Raw genomic sequence first — 16,501 nt, forward strand, 5'->3', positions numbered from 1 at the left:
TTCGGTACGCTACGACCCGCTCTGGATGCTTAGCTCTACGGGACGGCCAGTTCGAGTTCCAATCTGCGCTCACCACCAGTACAACTGCGCGCCCCTCGACGAGCTTGGCGTGGCTGCGGATGGCTGCGCGTCGGACGGTGCTACGTCGCCAGACACCATACTTCTGCGATGTGAGGTTGTGGGGCGGAGCTCGAAGCGCGCGGGTCCCTGCCAGGCTGTGGTAGATAGATCAGCCGTCACACGCCGTCTCGCGAGCCGTCACGCCGTCCCACCTGCTGTGACAGTGTCGAAGGCTGCTCGACCTGCGGAAACATTGCATGTGACGACTGTGGCTGGCCCGGCCGAACCCGTCACTGCCGTCACGACAGGGCGCTGTGCAGAAGCTTTGGGCGTCGGCGGAGCGGCCGTCACACCTTGTCCTTGTCGGGCGGACGTAGTCCCGCGCGCTGCGTGGTGACGAGTTCAGCGGCCGTGGCCGCGACGCTGTCGAGCGCGGTTACGTGCTCGGTCAGCCGGTCGAGCCCAAGCGTCGTGAGGTGGAGCTTGACGCGACGTCCTTCGGTACGGGTCTCCAAGTACCCAGCGGCGCGCAGCCGCTCAACATGTGGCGCGAACTTCTGCTCGCTCAGACGCAACACACCCTGGACGGCCGCGTCTTCGCACCAGCGCATGTCGGCCAGTAGGCACGCGATGAACAGCCGCACCGGCAGGAGCAGCAGCGGGTCCAGTTCGCGTTGGAAGGCGGGCACTATCGGCCGCGGACTTGACGCCATTGCTCGATCGCCGGCCGTTCCGCGCTTTCCCGGGGAGGGTGCACAGCGGAGGCAGTTCACGCAGGGCATCCCCATCGGACGCTCCAGCAACTCAAGCTCGCCGGGCCCGAACGCTTCGCCGCAGTACGCGGTCATCCGCTCCGGCGTGGTCTCCTCCGTCGGGACCGGGAACACGTGGACGACGCGGCGAGACTCGCCCACCGTGCCGGGCAACGGGCGCGCGATGACCAGGCGAACGGTCATCGGGCGCCTCGCCGGGCGTGGTGATCGGCGGGAACGGGCGCGGTCGGGGCGACGCCCGTTCCCGCCGACGTCGTGGTCCGGCCGCCCTGCTCGGGAATGGACCGCACGCGTTGAGGCGGGCGCGGCGGCAGAGCGGCCGGAGTCTGGAGGCGGCCGAACAGACGACGCCAGCGCGACGGCTTCTTGCGGCACGTGCGTTCAGGCGCCGGCGGGGTCGAGCGAAGCCGGACCAGCACGTTGCGCGCGCCGCACCGACGGCCCGGAGGCACCAGGCAGGAATCGAACGGCACTTCGCGGCCGCACAGCGAGGAGTAGCGGCCCGTCTGGAGCGCGATGCCGTCGGCAAGGTCTTCGTCGGTGACGGCGTGGTCCAGGTTGTCGGCCACGCTGCGGTGCCAGGTCACATACAAGCGCGAAGGCCGCGAGCCACGATCGCCGCTGGGCCTTGAGGTCGCCGACGTGGCGGACGACGGAATCGGGAACCTGGCGGGCTACGGCCGATGCTCGACCGAGGACAACCAGGACCCGGAGACGTCCCGCGGCTGGCAGTTCGGGAACGCGCGAAAGTTCGTCGAGCCGCTCGGCGGGGAGATCGTGGCGGAGTTCTTCGACGTCGGGCAGTCAAGGTCCGTCCCGTGGGAACGGCGGACCGAGGGCGCGCGGTTGCTCGCCGAGTTGAAGAATCCGCACCGCGGATGGGACGCGATCGTCGTTGGCGAAGGCACGCGTTGTTGGTTCGGCAATCAGTTCTCGCTTATCGCGCCGAGGTTCGCGGCGTATGGCGTGGATCTGTGGGTGCCAGAACTGGGCGGCAAGTACGACGCGCGGAACCCGTCGCACAAGATGCTGATGAGCGTGCTCGGCGGGATGAGCGAGTCCGAGCGGCAGCACGTTCAGGCTCGCGTCCGTGCGGCAATGGACGCGCAGGTGATCAACGAAGGACGGCACCAGGGTGGCCGGGCGCCGTACGGCTATATGGTCGTCGACAGCGGTCCGCATCCGAACCCGCGAAAAGCTGCGGAAGGGTTCAAGCTGCGGGTGCTGGCCCTCGACGAGACGACGGCGGCCGTGGTCCGCCGGATCTTCGCCGAGTACCTGGATGGCAACGGCGATCGCGCGATCGCCAACCTGCTCAACCGGGACGGCATTCCCTGTCCCTCCGCGCATCGGCCGGACCAGAACCGGCACCGGCTCGCGGACGGCTGGCAAGGCAGTTCGGTGCGGGCGATCCTGGACAACCCGCGATACACGGGCTACGCGATCTTCGGGCGTTGGACGAAACAGGAGACGTTGCTCGACCCGGAAGACGTCGCCGCGGGCCACGTGGTGCGGTTCAAGCGCGCGGCGCCGGACCGGATCGTACGGTCGCGCGAGCAGGCACATCCGGCGATCGTGTCCGTGGAGACCTTCACGCAGGCTCAGCTACTGCGCCGATCGAAGTCGGCAGGCGTATTACGACGGCACGCAAGGCCGAGCGAGGCGCGCGGAAGATCGCGCGGTCCTACCTCCTGCGTGGGCTGGTCCGATGTGGAATCTGCGGCCGGAAGATGCAAGGTGCCACGATCCGAAAGGGCGCCTACTACCGCTGTACTTCGCGGACCATGGCGCCCGGCTCACTGACACTGGCGGATCATCCGAAGACGGTCAACTTGCGCGAAGGCATGGTCGTCGAGGCGCTCAGCGGATGGCTTCACGAGCTGTTCCACCCGGACAACCGCGACCGGACGGCGGCCGCCCTACTCGGGTCGGACGGCAATCAGGCCGGCGGTGCGTTGGACGCGGTGAGAAACAGGCTGGCGGACGCGGAGGCAAGGCTTCAGCGGTATCAGGCCGCCATCGCGGCCGGAGTGGAACCCGAAGCACTCGTCGACCCGAGCAACCAGGCACAGGCCGAACGAGCCACCGCGAAAGCACAGATCGAGAGTCTTCCGGCAGGCACGAGCGTGTCGACAGCTGAGGTCTACGCGAGGATTGATCAGCTCGGCGACGTCTGCGGAACGCTGGCCGACGGAACCACGGCCGGCCTGAGCCGCCTGTACCGGGCGCTGAACCTGGAGCTACGCTACGAACCAAAAGAGCTGGCCGTCTACGTGACGACCAGCCCAGGTGTAGATAGTGCGTGTGTCCGAGGGGCGGTGCACACTATCCACACGCCTCCGTGTGGGATGACCAGCGACCGTACTGCCGAGGCGCGCGACGTCAGTCCGTCGTGTCATGCCACGTGTGGGGCCGGGTTGCGGAGTGCCACTCGAACGGTGGGCGAGCAAGACGCGGCCTTTGTCGAACGCGCCCGCGGGCGCACCGACGGTCGCAACTAGCTCCGAGCGCGGTAGGAGTACATCAAGCCGCGCTCTCCCCAACGCCCCAGCGGATGGTCCGGGCCACTGGTCACAACAGCCGCGCCGCCGCGTCCCCCTTGGGCATCTGGATGTGGTCGAAGGAAGCTCGATGATGTCGGTGCCCCGCGGTACGGTACAGACGACCTAGGGGAGGATGTCGTGGATCTCGGAACGTTGATCAAGCGGGTTGCAGCTGTCTATGACCGCACCGCCAGCATGGACAGCGCGGCGCAAGTGTTGTTGCGCTCCGCCGGCAGCGAGCTGGCGCCACTCGTGCGTGGCTACATCATCGTCGGCAGTGGTGGTATGGGCCAGGGTGCCCATGTCCCATGGATCGCAGTGTTCGACCCCGACGAAACGGCGAGCGCAACCCGTGGCCTGTATGTCGTCTACCTGTTCGCCGCTGACATGTCGACGATCTCCCTAAGCCTCAACCAGGGCGTCACCGAGGCACGAAAGCTATGGGGGAGTGAGGCACGCGTCCGTCTCGCTCAGCAGTCCAGCGCCATCCGTGATCAAATTGAATCCTCCTTGATCGCTGGACTGGCACCTGCGATCGATCTCAAACACACCAGCCAGCTTCCGCGCGATTACGAGGCAGGCAACATCGTGGCTCAGACCTACTCGACCGCCACTTTACCCTCCGAGAAGGAATTGCGAGCGGACCTGCAGCGGTTCATTCAGCTTTACCAGGTTGCGATTGAGGTCCGGGATGGCCTCGCAGTGAGTGATCCTGCTGTGATTGTCTCACCGGGCCCGCAGCTAAAGCCGGAGTCGCAGGCGGAGTTCAAGCCGAAGAACAGCGACGACTACGTCCAGACCATCACCGGGCGGACCATCCGAAAGTCACGCAAGCATGAAACTCTAGTCAAAGAGTACGGCGAGTACCTGATCATGACTGGCTTCGAAGCCAATACCCGCGTGCATCCCCGCGATCTTGTGGCAACCCGTGGCACTGACGAGTGGATGATCGAGGCCAAAGTCGTACGAAAAGGAAACGGTGTCAATGCCGTCCGTGAGGCCATCGGTCAACTGCTGATGTACCGCAAGTTCGTATGTCCGAACCCAGACGAGGTGCACATGGTCGCACTTTTCAACGAGCCAGTCGGCGAAGCATGTGTCGAACTGCTCGAAGAGTTGCGGATCGCGTGCGTCTGGCAAGACAATGATCGATGGATCGGCTCGCCGACTGCGTACGCGGCCGGCATCGCCTCGGACGACATGGAAGGAAGTTGACCGCCTCGGTTACTAGCACCGTCACTGCAATAGTGTGACCATCTCGAAACTGAATGGCGCTACGTATTGCAATATCACCTCTAGTATAAAGTAGTGACAAGTTGCACTTGAGCTCGATAGTGAACGATAAGAAAATGGTTAACACTAAATGTCTGAAAATAACTATGAAGAAACCGAACCGGTTACTAGTGAATCAGGAGAGTCTGAAGACGACGTAATTGGTCGCGTTGGGGCTCAACGTGCCAACGTTACGGCAACAGACTGGACCATAGAAACATTAGTTACTCAGATGAACAAGGGGCGCCTAGATCTTTCACCAGCGTTCCAGAGACGTGCAGCGTGGACCTCAACGCTTAAAAGCAGATTCATCGAATCAACCATACTCGCCTACCCGATTCCGCAAATAGTCCTCGCAGAGAAGAAGGATAAACCAGGTCATTTTATCGTCATTGACGGTAAGCAAAGACTGCTCGCGATAAGGCAATTCTATGCAGGTTTGTCCGGATATGAAGAAGGTGGATTCACTTCCTTCAAACTTGCATCAGTTACATCAATAGAAAGCATTAAAGGCTTCAATATTTCTCAACTTCAAGAAGAGCGGCCCGAACTCTTCGACGCGTTCGAGACGCACACCATAAGAACAGTTACGGTGCGCAACTGGGAGCATGAAGAGTTCTTGTATAGTCTGTTTCTTCGTCTTAACACGGGAAGCATTCCTCTTTCGCCTCAGGAGTTACGCCAGGCCCTGGTTCCAGGGCCATTCGTCAACTTCATCGACAAGTTCTCGGGTGACAGTCCCGGCCTGCGCAAGTTGCTCAATAACGACGCACCTGACCGTAGAATGGTAGACGCCGAAGTGTTAACTAGAATGATTGGGCTGTATGGTGGCGGCGAGTATTATAAAGGGAACTTAAAAGATTTCTTGGATCGGACCTGTAAGTACTACAACGTTCGATGGAAGGATGAGGAGGCACGCGTTAAGGATCTCCTTGCCAATATGGAAAAAGCTATAGATGCAGCCTATATAATATTCGAGGGAAGTCCATGCAAGAAATGGAATGGAACTAGGTATGAGAGGGCCTTTAACCGAGCTATCTTTGACACCCAGATAGGAGCGCTGCTGGGCGGTTCGAACATAAGAGACGCTGCTATGGAAAAGTCATCCGAGCTTCTAGTGGCGTTTCATAATATCTCTACTGCGGATCAAGAATTTTTGCATTCTATAACTTCAACCACCAAAACAATTGAAGCATTTCAGACTCGGATAAGTAAATGGTTTACACAATTTGCAGCTATAACAGGTTCTGAACCAGTTTGGCCCGTCGGTTTGCCGAAACGAACTGAAGAAGTTGTCTAATGTCCAGAGAGGGGATTACCGACAGACTTCGTCGTGATGTAACTATCATAGGGAAAACCCTGCTTCCAGACATTTCTCCAGTGCTAGAGGCCACGCACGAAGAAAAGATTCGTATCCGTGCGTATGTAGTCCTCGCTCATAGTGCGATCGAAGAGTTTTTGGAAGAATTAATCGATAATGCGGTCGAAAATGTCTTAGCTTGTGCTGACTCCGTATCAGTGGCCGCCATTTCTCTTTCGGTGGCGTACGCGGATATAGTCATCGGACAACACGGAAGCAAGACTCTGACCGCTCGGGACGCGCACGGTAAGCTCCTTGGCCTATTTCGCGTGAAGGCAATTAAGACAAACAATGGAATTCGACGAAATAATATCAAAAGTTTATGTCGGCCACTAGGGATCGATGTCAGTAACCTTGAGGCTACTCTTGACGCTGCGCTTACCACCTTAGATACACTGGGCGCGAAGCGTGGCGCAGCTGCGCACACCTTGCGGCAGGCGACAGAAGAGATCGTCGTTCCTTCGCAGGCGATTGAATGGGTGGACAATGCACTGAATGCACTCGACATTCTAGGTGCATACCTGATGGAGGAAATATCTCGACGAAGGTTTGATTGAATGCAAAATTGGAAAATCTGATAGTGATCTATGTTGCTCGGCATCCAAGTGGACCTTCTGTCCGACTGGGAATCGTTTGTAGTTATCCTATGCAAATCTATGGTGTATTTATATAAATTGCGAAACCGCTAGGCTTGCCTAGCGGTGGGGTATGTGCGGATGCTGCCGTTGAGAAGTAGGCCGACGAGCGCGTCTTGACGTGTGCGCCATGGTCCGCCGGGCACAGTCACGGCGGTTGTAGCGGTTCGGGCTTGCCAGCGGCGTCGACCGTCGCGTTCGAGGTAGCCGAGCAGAAGCGAATCTCCGGCGAGTGCGCGATAGGTGCCTGAGATCTCGAAGTCTTCACTGCGTTCGACGTGAACGGTGTCGACGTCGATGAGGTCTTGGCTCGTTGCTGGCCGCACCTGCGACTCGATGGGTTCCGTTACGGAATGCGTGACGGGGGTGAGTTCGACGGGATCAGTCGCCGAGTGCTCGGCTGTTGGGCGACGGCCGGGGGCGTTGTCCGCAACATGGCCGACGGCGACAATCTCGGCGACGGTCGCCGGCTCAGCGAGGGCGGGCGCTGGATTGTGGCCGGATATCGCAGCACGGCGCGCTGCGGCTACAGCCTGGCTGGCGCGATCTAGCAACGTCAGCAAATCGGAGCGGTCGGGATTAGCGGCGAGCCGCGCGCGGCGAGCGCGCTGACGGCATGCCGGGCCGTGATACGTCGCGGGACGGCCGCGTCCAGTAGGAGGCGGCAACGTCTTCCCACAGCCCGCGCAGACTGGCGTGCCCATTCGAATACCTCCCAGTTTTCGTGATGTATTTCGTGACCGATGCGAGGACGAGTCTGCCGTGTGTCACGAAATTTGTCACGCATCGGTCCGTCATCATGTGTCCCGTACGTCGTCACGTGACCGCAGCAGATGTGACGGTAGCGAAGCTGGCTTGAACTGGGAAAACGTTGTGTCCTGCGACTGTGAAGGCTCACTCTGCGCCCGTCTCACGGGGCACTAACTGCCTGCGTCAAGCCGGTTTCAGGGGCTCGTCGGAGCGGCTGTCACACACAGGTGGCTGGACTTCGGCTCGCCTCGCGGAGATGAGCTGTGCCGCGGTGTCGGCGACTCGGTGAAGCGCAGTCACGTGCTCGGTCAGCCGGTCGAGCCCCAGCGGGGTGAGACGAAGCTTGGTTCGGCGGCAGTAAGCGCGGATCTCGACGTATCCCGCCGCGCGGAGGTGGTCGGTGTGGACAGCGCAGCTTCGCGGGTGGACGCGTAAGGCCCGCGCGAGCGTGAGGTCATCGCTCCATCGCATGTCGGCGAGCAGGCACATCGCGAGCAGTCGGATCGGTTGGAGCAGTAGCGGGTCCAGCTCCCGTTGGAACGTCGGGACTGCGGGGCGTTCGGCCGCGGTCATTGCTCGCCTGCCGGTAGTTCGGCGTCCGGGCGGGGTGAGCGCCGAAGGCAGGGTGTGCAGGGCATCCCGAGCGGGCGGTCGAGTTGTTCGAGTTCACCGGGGCCGAAGCTTTCGCCGCAGTAGGCGGTCAGCCGGTCGAGTGGCGCGTTTCCGGCGGGGAGCGGGAAGAGGTGCGTCACGCGGCGGGTTTCGCCGACGGTGCCTTGGCGCGGGCGAGCGAGGATGATGCGGACGGTCATCAGGCGGTCCGCGGCAAGTAGGAGTCGGTGGGAACGGGCGTAGTCGGGGTGTGGTCCGTTCCCACCGACGTTGGGGTCCGGCCGTCCCGCGGGAAGAAAGGTAAGCGCGGGACGGCCGGAGTCTGGAGGCGACCGAGCAAGCGACGTCGGCGGGAGCGCTTTCGGTGACGTCGGGGTTCGGGCGCGGGTTCGCGAAGGCGGATCAGGAAGCGGCAGGCGGGGCAGGGGCAGCCGGGCGGAATGAGGCACGAGTTGATGACAACTTCGTGGCCGCAGAGCGCGAGGTAGCGGCCGTCCTGGTGTGCGCCGCGCGCGAAGGCTTCGTCGGTGACGGCGTGGTCCAGGTTGTCGGCAACACAGCGGTACCAGACCACGTAGAGGCGTGGTGCTCGTGGGCTGCGGTCGCCGGTCGTCACGTTCGAGTCCTTGTCTGCCGGGTGTGTTGAAATCATCCAATCTGGACCGAGGGCGCGAACCCAGAGCGGAAACGTTGGAGTTCGGTCGCGTAGACGTTGCACTCGGCTCGTTGACCTGCATCTACTGGTGTTAGAGTGATTCGCGGACCGGCGGGAGTGGGTGGCGCGATGGGTAGTGCGTGGCGGCGTCGAGAGCTTGTTTCAGCTCGTAAGGCGGCCGGGTTGACGCAAGAGAAGCTGGCCGAGGTGATGCGCGTCGACCGGTCGACGGTGATCCGCTGGGAGGCGGGGGACTACGCGCCGTTGCCGTTCCAGTGGCCAAGGCTGGCGCGCGTGCTCGGGCGTTCGGCGGACGAGCTGCGGGCGCTGCTCGAAGTGGGAGCCGCTGCCGGGACGGTGCTCGCTGGCGTCGAGCTTGATCCGGCGTTCAGGTGGTTGGACCGGCACGTGGGTGCGAACCCGGGCACGATCCGCAAGCGGGTCGAAGGCGTGCGGGTGGCAGCTCGGCCGAACGCGGGGCTTGGTCGGAGGCGAGTGGCGGAGGCGCTGGCGTCGTACTACGGCGAACCGCCTGCGGGACACTCGATGTACGCGGCTCGGTGCGGCGCCGCCGAGGTGTTGACCAGCGTCGTGACACGGGCTGAGTGGACAGACTTCGCGTGTTCGCTGACGTTCGAGGGTGATCGCATCGCGCTGAGGTCTGGCGGCGGACGGCCGCCTGCTCGCGTCGACGACGCGGCCGCGGTACGGCGGCTGGCAGAGGCCGCGGCGAAGGACGTCCGGATTGCGGACGTGCCGATCTACCGGCTCGCGGACGTCCGGGTCGAGCCGGGTGCGGTCGCGGGCGAGGTCGAGGTGGCGCCGTTCGTCGAGTACGCGCTGACGATGGATCTCCTCGAACGCGAGCTGACCGACAGCTTGTCGGCGGCGGAGCGGCTCCGGCCTGGGGGCGCACCGTTGCGGGACCGGTACCTACCGGACTTCGCGACTGTGCTTGAGCTGCGGAACCGGTTGTGCGCGGGCGGAGTGCTCGCGCTGACGGCGATCGCGCGCCCGGCCGACCCGTACCGCAGCGAAGCGGACTACCTGTTGCTGGTCCAGGAGCGATCCGCGCGCGTCGTGAACGCGGCGGGCAGGTTGGCGGTGATCCCGAAGGCGTTCCACCAGCCGCTGAACGATCATCGGGCGGACGCGCGGATCGGGGCAACGCTGCGGCGTGCGCTGGAGAAAGAGCTGTTCGGGCGTGCCGACATCGACAACACAGCAGGCGGTCAGCGCGCGGCAGATCCGATGCATCCGGGCAGGTTGTCGGCGCCGATGCGCTGGTTGACCGAGCGGCCGGAGCGGATGCGGATGGAGTGCACGGGGTTCGGGTTCAACCTGGTCAGCGGGAACTACGAGTTCGCCAGTCTGGTCGTGATCGAGGACGAGGAGTTCTGGCCGCGGTTCGGTGGCGACGTCGAGGCGAACTGGGAGGCGGCGGGGATGCGGCAGTACTCGACGCGCGACGGTGACCTGATCACCGAGCTATTCGGCGAGGAGAATTGGAGCAACGAAGGGCTCTTCGCGTTTATTCAGGGGTTGCGGCGGCTCGCGCAGATCGGTGGCGATCGAGTGCGGATTCCGGATATCGAATTACGTTGCTGAGGGCCAGCGGACGGTCATGACCACCGATTCCGCCAACGCTTCCCATGAATGGTCGATTCCCGGTCCCCACATCACGTAATCGCCTTGGCGGGTCATGGTCTTGCTTCCGCCGGTGACCTCCACTCGAAACTCTCCGGAGATCAGCATGACCAGCGTGGTCCGCTGGTCGTCGGACGTCCACTCGGAGCGCTTGTCGCCCTTGGGGTGGTTGGCCCACTTGACTTCTACGTCATTCGTCGACCGAACGCCCTGCGACGGGTCGATGAAGTGGCCCACGAGCCAGCCTCGCGTGTCCGCCGCATCTTCGGTCGCATTCCCGGCGGTCCAGCCGTCGCTCACTGGCCGATCTCCCATTCGATCGAGGGGATTCTGACGCGCTCTCCGCCTATTTCGGCAAGGCGGTGAAGACCTTGCGTCATGGCGAACAGTCCTTCATTGCTCCACGCTACATCACTCAACAGGTCGCCGATAAGTTCCGTGTCCGTGGTCGAATACTGACGAAGTGTGGCCGATTCCCAGTTGGCTTCGACCACGCCGCCGAACCGTGCCCAGAATTCCTCGTCTTCGATCACGATCAGACTGGCGAACTCGTAGTTCCCGCTGACGAGGTTGAGTCCGAAGCCGGTGCACTCCATCCGTAGGCGGCCGGGCTCCGCCATGAGCCAGCGCATCGGCTCGGAATGCCTGCTCGGATGCATCGGGTCCGCGGCGAGCTGCTCGCCGAACGTGTTGTCGATGTCCGGGCGCCCGAACAGCTCTTCCTCAAGCTCGCGGCGGAGCGTTCTGCCGACCTGCGCATCTCGGCGGATGTCGGTGAGCGGCTGGTGGAAGCCCTTCGGGATCACGGCGAGCCGCCGCGCCGCGTTGAGCACGTTCCCCGAGCGTTCCTGGACGAGCAACAGGTAGTCCGCGTCGCCGCGGTACGGGTCGGCAGGGCGCGCGATCGCGGTCAGTGCGAGCACGCCGCCCGCGCACAGCCGGTCGCCGACGTCGAGCACGGACCGGAGATCGGGAAGGTACCGATCGCGCAGCGGCATCGCGGTCGTACCCGCGGCGACGGCGTCGACCAGCTCGTTTTCGAGCAGGTCCGCGGTCAACGCGTAGTGGACGAACTGCGCGACACCGAACGAGCCGCCGAGTTGGTGTTCACGGATGTCGATGCTCAACAGGCGGTAGAGCGGGCTGTCGACGAGCCGGGTGTTCATGGACAGCGTCTCGGCGAGTCGCTGAACGGCGCGACCGGCGGCGTGCTCGTCCAGGAACAAGTCCGCTTCCGGCTGTCCACTTGCGACACGAAGACCGTCGTACGGTGGGCGTAGTTCGCAGTCGAGGTCGAGCCAATCTTCGCAGGTCAGAACGCTGGTGTTCACGGCGAAGTCGCCGGCGCGGGCGGTGTTCAGACCATGATCACCGAGTTGGCTGCCGTAGTAGCTGGCCAGCGTCGCCGCGATGTCGCGTTGGCGAACCCAGCTCCGGCGGGCTCCGCGATCGTGGAGGCTTTGCGTGTCCACCTGCGCTACGCGGTTGGCGACGGCGCGGCGGGCAGAACCTGGTGTCCAGTGGGCGTGCCGGTCGAGCCACTCCAGCGCGGCGCCGATGTGGGGATCGGCGGCCAGACGTTCGTCGGCCGCAGCCATGTCGGCCGAAGGTTCGCCGGTCAGCTCGTGGAACCGGGCGCGCTCCGCGTCCGAGGCGCGTTCCAGTGCGATGTCCAGGACCTGTTGCATCTCCGACTGGGGTCGGCGGCTCGGATCTTGACGCCACGACGCGACGGTCCGGACGCCGATTCCGAGCTTCTCCGCGAACTTCTCATTGCTCAACTGCAACGCCGTTTGAAGGGCGGAAGCTGATTCGCCGGTCCAGCTCATCGGCGCCTCGAAACGGCGGTGTGCACTGGATGTGCTGGGTTTGAGCACTGCTTGCGCACTGGTTGTGCATGGGATCGAGCGGCGTTTCCGCCTTCAATTCTAGGTATGGAAATCACCCAGTTCACCAGCTCGAATCGCCCGCCTTCAGCGCTTCGAACGGACATGCTCGACCACGGTCGCGAGGCTCGTCTGGACGTCTTCGAGGCGGTCGGTGATCTCGGACAGCCGCTGTTCGAGCGCGTCCAGCCGGTTCCACAGTTCGTGGCCGTCGTCGGCGGGTTCGTCCGGATGTGGCGGCGTGCGGTTTTGCAGTACTGCCAACAGGTGTTGCGGGTGCCAGCCCAGCGTGGTCGACAGCGCTTCGAGCGTGCGGGCGCTCCGGCGCCGCTCCACGGTGTGGTGCTGGAGCTCGCGGACGATCGCCTGCGACACGTGCGATCGCTCGGCCAGCTCGCGTTGTCGCCAGCCGAGTTCGTTGACCCGCATGTTGATCGCCTTCGCGACCGCCGTCCAGTCTTCCGCCACGTATTCCTCCGCGCTCCGCCTCAGCGCCGAGATTAGCGGTTCATCGCGCTTTCGCCACGCCGCCTAGCGCATTACCGGCGGCGCGTCGGGCAAACGCGTCTTCATTAGCGCTGAAATCAACAACATACTCTTGAAATCATCAGATTGGTCTTTCTTATGAACTCGCGAATCACCTTCCATGCCATTCGAGAAGCGGCCTGGATCCTCGGCGTCCCGCGCGGTGCGGTCAGCCGGGCGATCCGCAGGGGAGAGCTGCGGCCGACGCTGTGTCGCGGCGGGCTGCGCGTGTCCTCGACCGAGCTGGCGCGACTGCTCGGCACGCCGGTGCGGGACGGAGGTGCGGCATGCGAGCCGACGACCTCCGGCTGATCGGCATCGCGTGGCGGCTCGACCGCCTCCGGTGGGTGCCCTCGGACATCCTGACCGACGTCGTGACCAGCGAAGGCGTCTGCATGTGGCCGTCTTCCGACAACGAGCCGCCGGACGCGCGGACCGATGCGGAGCTGGCGAAGTCCTTGTGTGGCGGCTGCCCGGTCCAAGACGAGTGCCTGGAACTGGAGCTACGCACGGCAGGCACAGCGACGGTCGGCGTCTGGGGCGGGATGACCGACGACGACCGTCGCGAGCTGCATCCGCACTGGTTGCGGCGTGGCGAACGAGTCGAGCGAGGTGCCGAATGAACGGCATCAACGTGACGCCGACGCAGATTCTCGCCGGGGTCGGTGTGCTGCTCGTGCTCTTCTGGGTGTGGCGGTCGGGCGCTCGGCGGGCCAAGGCCGCGGCGGAAGCGACTCGAAGCGGGGCGCGCCTGGTCTCACTGGTCGGCCGGGTGCTGTTCAACGCCGGGTTGATCTTGGCGGTCCAGTGGGTGGTCATCGCGCACCAGGGCAACCGGTGGTTGTTGCTAGCGGTGCTCGGGTTGCCTGCGCTGTTCGCCGCCTACGCACTGACTCGCGCGTTGACCGTGACGACGGTCGACACCTCGAAGCGGGGTGGTCGCCGATGACACGGGCTCAACAATTGGCGCGGGACGCGGCCGAAGCCGCCGAGGTTCGGGCGTACGAGACGGATCCCGACGTCGTGGCGTTGCGGATCGAGCGGGTCCGGCGGCAGGTCGACTGGATGTGCTGGACGGGGATCGTGCTCGGGCTGGCCTTCACGATGACGAACGTCCAGACCTTCGCGTCGGCGGGGACGCGTCCCTGGTCGTTGCCGTGGCTCGCGGCCTGGGTGCTGGATCCGACGGTGTCGCTCGTACTGCTGGCGATCCTCCGCGCGGAGCAGGTGACCGCGCGGTACCAGGTGCGGACCGGCGGCTGGGTCCGGCGCGCGAAGTGGTTCACGCTGGCCGCTACCTACGTCATGAACACATGGTCATCGTTCACGGAGGGTTCGCCAGCGGCGATCGTGCTGCACTCGGTGCCGCCGCTGGTGGTGTTCGCCGCAGTCGAGGCGATCACGGACTTACGGGACAAGTTGACCGACGCCGTGTTGGTGGCTGCGGGGCAACCGCGGCCCGGACACGGCACGGGTCGCCGGAAGCTGTTCGCGGACTACCTCGCCGACGCGCGCACGAACTGGACGCCGGGCGTGGACATCACGCCAGCGTGGGTTCGCCAGATGACCGGATGCTCGCGTGGTCTGTCGCCGCGGCTGGCGAAGGCGTTGCGCGCGGAGGTGGCCGATGACTGAACAGGACGCTTTGCCGGTCAAGGCCGATCCCGTGCTGGACGGCGAACTGGTCGACGACACGTTGCCGCAGCCGCGACCCCGCGAACCGCAGCGCAGTCGGTTCGCGTTGTGGTGGCGCCATTCACCGCGAATTCCCTTGTGGCTCAAGAGCAAGCCGCAGGCGATCCAGGCCGGGAAAGACGCGGTCGTGTGGGTGCTGCGGTCACCGTGGCGCTACCTCGGCGCGGTGGTGCGCGGGCTCGTGGTCGGCGCGCGCTGGTGGCGCGGTTGGGTCACGGTGCGGGACTACCGCACGGCGGCGGAGGAGTCGGAGAAGCTGGCCGACAAGTTCACCGAGATCCGCGCGCTGACGTTGTTCCGCTGGAAGATGACGGGTGTTGTGCTCGCTGTCGTCGCGGTGGCCGCGGCGCTGGTCGGGCTCGTGTACGGCTCGGATCCACTGTGGATCGGCGGCGCGCTCGCGTCGGTGGCGCTCGCGATCCTCGGTCGGCGGAAGGACGGCAGCCCGGGGCGGAAACCGGCGCTCGCGGGACCTCGCACGCTGACCTGGACGATGGACCCTCAGGTCCTGGTCGACGCGTTCCGCGACGCGAAGTTGATCGGCAAGGACGAAACGCTGCGGCTCGTCGAGCGTGCGACCCGTGTCGGCGACGGGTGGGCGATCACGGTCGACCTGCCTGCCACGCGCAAGGCGGCCGACGTCGTGAAGAACCGGGACGCGCTCGCATCGGCGCTCGCGGTCGATGAGGTTCAGCTCATTGTGGAACGCGTCCGCGGCAACGGCGGGCATGCCGGGCGGGTGTCGATGTGGGTGGCCGATGAGGATCCCTACACGTCGCCGCCGTTGCGCACGCCTTTGCTCGGTGTGGCTCGGTGGGATGCGTGGCGGCCGGTTCCGTTCGGCCGTGACGCGCGGGATCGGCGCATCGACCTCCCGCTCGTCTGGACTTCGCTACTGGTCGGTGCGATTCCCCGGCAGGGCAAGACGTTCGCCGCCCGGCTCGCGGCGGCCGGGCTGATCCTGGACGCGTGGGTCCGGCTGTACGTGGCGGATTTCAAGGCGGGTAAGGACTGGGACGCGGCTGGCCAGGTGGCGCACCGGTTCATGTCCGGCGACGAACCGGAGCACGTCCTGGCGCTCGTCGGCTGGCTCGTCGAGCTGGTGGAAGAGGTGCAAGGCCGGTTCCGGCGGATGCGCGAACTGGACGACGTCACGTGTCCGGAATCGAAGGTCACGCCGCAGATGTCCCGCGACAGCGCGCTGAACATGCCGGTTACCGCGATCTTCATCGATGAGGTTCAGGTGCCGTTGGAGGACCGTACTCCCGTTGAAGTGCAAGGAAAGAAGCTCACAGCGGGGGAGTACGTCGGCGAGCTGCTCACGTGGTTGGCGAAGAAAGGACCCGCGGCTGGGATCGTGCTCGTGCTGGCCACGCAACGGCCGGACTCGAAGACCATCCCGTCCGGGCTGCGGGCGGTGCTCGGCTCGCGGTTCGCGCTGCGGGTGATGGACTGGCGGGACTCGAACATCGTGCTCGGCGAGCAGATGAACACGCGCGGTTTCGACTCCAGCCGCTTGCTTCCGTCGCACAAGGGTGTAGGGATCCTGCGGCCGGACGGCGACACGGCGGCGGGGGCGGACGTGGTCGCGATGACGGTTCGGACCTACTACATGCCGAACGAGGACTGGCAGACCATCTGTCAGCAGGGACGCGCGCTCCGGGAAGCCGCTCGGACGTTGAGCGGGCACGCCGCCGGGCAGGAAACGCCGGTGCTCGACCGAGTCGACGTCCGGGCAATCGGTGCAGGCGGAGGTCTTGGCGCGGTTCGACCGGCGGACGAACTGCCGGAGCCACTTCCGGCGATCGTGGAGTACCTCGGTGACGACCTCGAACCGGATGGCCGAGTGTTCGTGCCAACCGCCGAGTTCGCCGAAGCACTCGGGGTCGAGCCGCGGACATTCGCCCAGCAGATGGGCGAGCTGGGCTGTCGGCCGACGCGAGACCGGGTGACGAGCGAGGAAGGCAAGACACGGCAGGTACGCGGTTACCTGACGGCTGAAATCAGGAGTGCAATCGACCGCGCTCGCCGTGGCGGCGAAGCGGCTGACGAGCCAGATCGGTCATGAGCGCCGCGCGCTCGGAAGAT

18 protein-coding genes and 1 pseudogene are annotated in these 16,501 nt (G+C 64.5%); 12 read left to right on the forward strand and 7 right to left on the reverse strand.

Going from position 1 to position 16,501, the window contains the following annotated elements; all coding sequences use genetic code 11:
* Window positions 1-407 precede the first annotated feature (407 nt).
* On the reverse strand, window positions 408-1,016 hold the full coding sequence (locus tag HUW46_RS49175; protein ID WP_442860887.1) for a hypothetical protein: 609 nt from the start codon (window positions 1,014-1,016) through the stop codon (window positions 408-410).
* Window positions 1,013-1,402 (reverse strand): hypothetical protein, encoded by a 390-nt coding sequence (locus HUW46_RS42475; RefSeq protein ID WP_215544291.1) that lies wholly within the window; start codon window positions 1,400-1,402, stop codon window positions 1,013-1,015. Before HUW46_RS42475 ends, HUW46_RS49175 begins: the two co-directional genes overlap by 4 nt.
* Between HUW46_RS42475 and HUW46_RS48650 the strand changes: the two are divergent.
* The 6 genes and pseudogenes from HUW46_RS48650 to HUW46_RS42500 all read left to right on the forward strand — a co-directional run.
* Window positions 1,350-2,390: pseudogene (locus HUW46_RS48650) on the forward strand (recombinase family protein); the annotation flags it as partial. The gene HUW46_RS42475 and the pseudogene HUW46_RS48650 overlap by 53 nt on opposite strands.
* Before the next feature lie 227 nt (window positions 2,391-2,617).
* Window positions 2,618-3,334 (forward strand): hypothetical protein, encoded by a 717-nt coding sequence (locus HUW46_RS48655; protein WP_254126728.1) that lies wholly within the window; start codon window positions 2,618-2,620, stop codon window positions 3,332-3,334.
* Window positions 3,335-3,514: 180 nt separating this feature from the next.
* On the forward strand, window positions 3,515-4,591 hold the full coding sequence (locus HUW46_RS42485; RefSeq protein ID WP_215544292.1) for an MrcB family domain-containing protein: 1,077 nt from the start codon (window positions 3,515-3,517) through the stop codon (window positions 4,589-4,591).
* A 148-nt stretch (window positions 4,592-4,739) separates the two neighbouring features.
* Window positions 4,740-5,948 carry a DUF262 domain-containing protein gene (locus HUW46_RS42490; RefSeq protein ID WP_215544293.1) on the forward strand — a complete coding sequence of 403 codons (1,209 nt, stop codon included), beginning with the start codon at window positions 4,740-4,742 and terminating at the stop codon, window positions 5,946-5,948.
* Window positions 5,948-6,565: a HEPN domain-containing protein gene (locus HUW46_RS42495; RefSeq protein ID WP_215544294.1), complete on the forward strand. Its 618-nt coding sequence runs from the start codon at window positions 5,948-5,950 to the stop codon at window positions 6,563-6,565. Before HUW46_RS42490 ends, HUW46_RS42495 begins: the two co-directional genes overlap by 1 nt.
* A 356-nt stretch (window positions 6,566-6,921) precedes the next feature.
* A complete protein-coding gene (locus HUW46_RS42500) occupies window positions 6,922-7,194 on the forward strand; it encodes a hypothetical protein (RefSeq protein WP_215544295.1) in 273 nt (90 codons plus the stop codon).
* 382 nt (window positions 7,195-7,576) lie between these two features.
* On the opposite strand, the gene HUW46_RS49180 is transcribed toward HUW46_RS42500, so the two are convergent.
* Window positions 7,577-7,966, reverse strand: a complete 390-nt coding sequence (locus tag HUW46_RS49180) for a transcriptional regulator (protein WP_215544296.1) — start codon at window positions 7,964-7,966, stop codon at window positions 7,577-7,579.
* Window positions 7,963-8,205, reverse strand: a complete 243-nt coding sequence (locus tag HUW46_RS42510) for a hypothetical protein (RefSeq protein WP_215544297.1) — start codon at window positions 8,203-8,205, stop codon at window positions 7,963-7,965. The genes HUW46_RS49180 and HUW46_RS42510 overlap by 4 nt, the downstream gene beginning before the upstream one ends.
* Before the next feature lie 584 nt (window positions 8,206-8,789).
* Between HUW46_RS42510 and HUW46_RS42515 the strand changes: the two genes are divergently transcribed.
* Window positions 8,790-10,268 (forward strand): helix-turn-helix transcriptional regulator, encoded by a 1,479-nt coding sequence (locus HUW46_RS42515; RefSeq protein ID WP_215544298.1) that lies wholly within the window; start codon window positions 8,790-8,792, stop codon window positions 10,266-10,268.
* Here the strand turns inward: HUW46_RS42515 and HUW46_RS42520 are convergent.
* The 3 genes from HUW46_RS42520 to HUW46_RS42530 all read right to left on the reverse strand — a co-directional run bounded on the left by HUW46_RS42520 (window position 10,257) and on the right by HUW46_RS42530 (window position 12,661).
* Complete coding sequence (locus HUW46_RS42520; protein WP_215544299.1) at window positions 10,257-10,607, reverse strand: cupin domain-containing protein; 351 nt, start codon at window positions 10,605-10,607, stop codon at window positions 10,257-10,259. The genes HUW46_RS42515 and HUW46_RS42520 overlap by 12 nt on opposite strands.
* Window positions 10,604-12,094: a transcriptional regulator gene (locus HUW46_RS42525; protein WP_442860888.1), complete on the reverse strand. Its 1,491-nt coding sequence runs from the start codon at window positions 12,092-12,094 to the stop codon at window positions 10,604-10,606. The genes HUW46_RS42520 and HUW46_RS42525 overlap by 4 nt, the downstream gene beginning before the upstream one ends.
* 186 nt (window positions 12,095-12,280) lie before the next feature.
* Window positions 12,281-12,661 carry a helix-turn-helix domain-containing protein gene (locus HUW46_RS42530; RefSeq protein ID WP_215544301.1) on the reverse strand — a complete coding sequence of 127 codons (381 nt, stop codon included), beginning with the start codon at window positions 12,659-12,661 and terminating at the stop codon, window positions 12,281-12,283.
* Window positions 12,662-12,817: 156 nt separating this feature from the next.
* On the opposite strand from HUW46_RS42530, the gene HUW46_RS42535 reads away from it, so the two are divergent.
* Genes HUW46_RS42535 through HUW46_RS42555 form a run of 5 tightly spaced genes read left to right on the forward strand, consistent with a single transcriptional unit; the run spans window position 12,818 to window position 16,481 of the window.
* The gene (locus tag HUW46_RS42535) at window positions 12,818-13,030 is read left to right on the forward strand and encodes a helix-turn-helix domain-containing protein (RefSeq protein WP_215544302.1); all 213 of its coding nucleotides are present in this window, start codon (window positions 12,818-12,820) and stop codon (window positions 13,028-13,030) included.
* Window positions 13,006-13,341, forward strand: a complete 336-nt coding sequence (locus tag HUW46_RS42540; protein ID WP_215544303.1) for a WhiB family transcriptional regulator — start codon at window positions 13,006-13,008, stop codon at window positions 13,339-13,341. Before HUW46_RS42535 ends, HUW46_RS42540 begins: the two co-directional genes overlap by 25 nt.
* Window positions 13,338-13,667 carry a hypothetical protein gene (locus tag HUW46_RS42545; RefSeq protein ID WP_215544304.1) on the forward strand — a complete coding sequence of 110 codons (330 nt, stop codon included), beginning with the start codon at window positions 13,338-13,340 and terminating at the stop codon, window positions 13,665-13,667. Before HUW46_RS42540 ends, HUW46_RS42545 begins: the two co-directional genes overlap by 4 nt.
* Window positions 13,664-14,353: a hypothetical protein gene (locus tag HUW46_RS42550; protein WP_215544305.1), complete on the forward strand. Its 690-nt coding sequence runs from the start codon at window positions 13,664-13,666 to the stop codon at window positions 14,351-14,353. The genes HUW46_RS42545 and HUW46_RS42550 overlap by 4 nt, the downstream gene beginning before the upstream one ends.
* Window positions 14,346-16,481, forward strand: a complete 2,136-nt coding sequence (locus HUW46_RS42555; protein ID WP_215544306.1) for an FtsK/SpoIIIE domain-containing protein — start codon at window positions 14,346-14,348, stop codon at window positions 16,479-16,481. Before HUW46_RS42550 ends, HUW46_RS42555 begins: the two co-directional genes overlap by 8 nt.
* Window positions 16,482-16,501 lie beyond the last annotated feature (20 nt).

The sequence above is a fragment of the Amycolatopsis sp. CA-230715 genome (assembly GCF_018736145.1).
Classification (GTDB): Bacteria; Actinomycetota; Actinomycetes; order Mycobacteriales; family Pseudonocardiaceae; genus Amycolatopsis.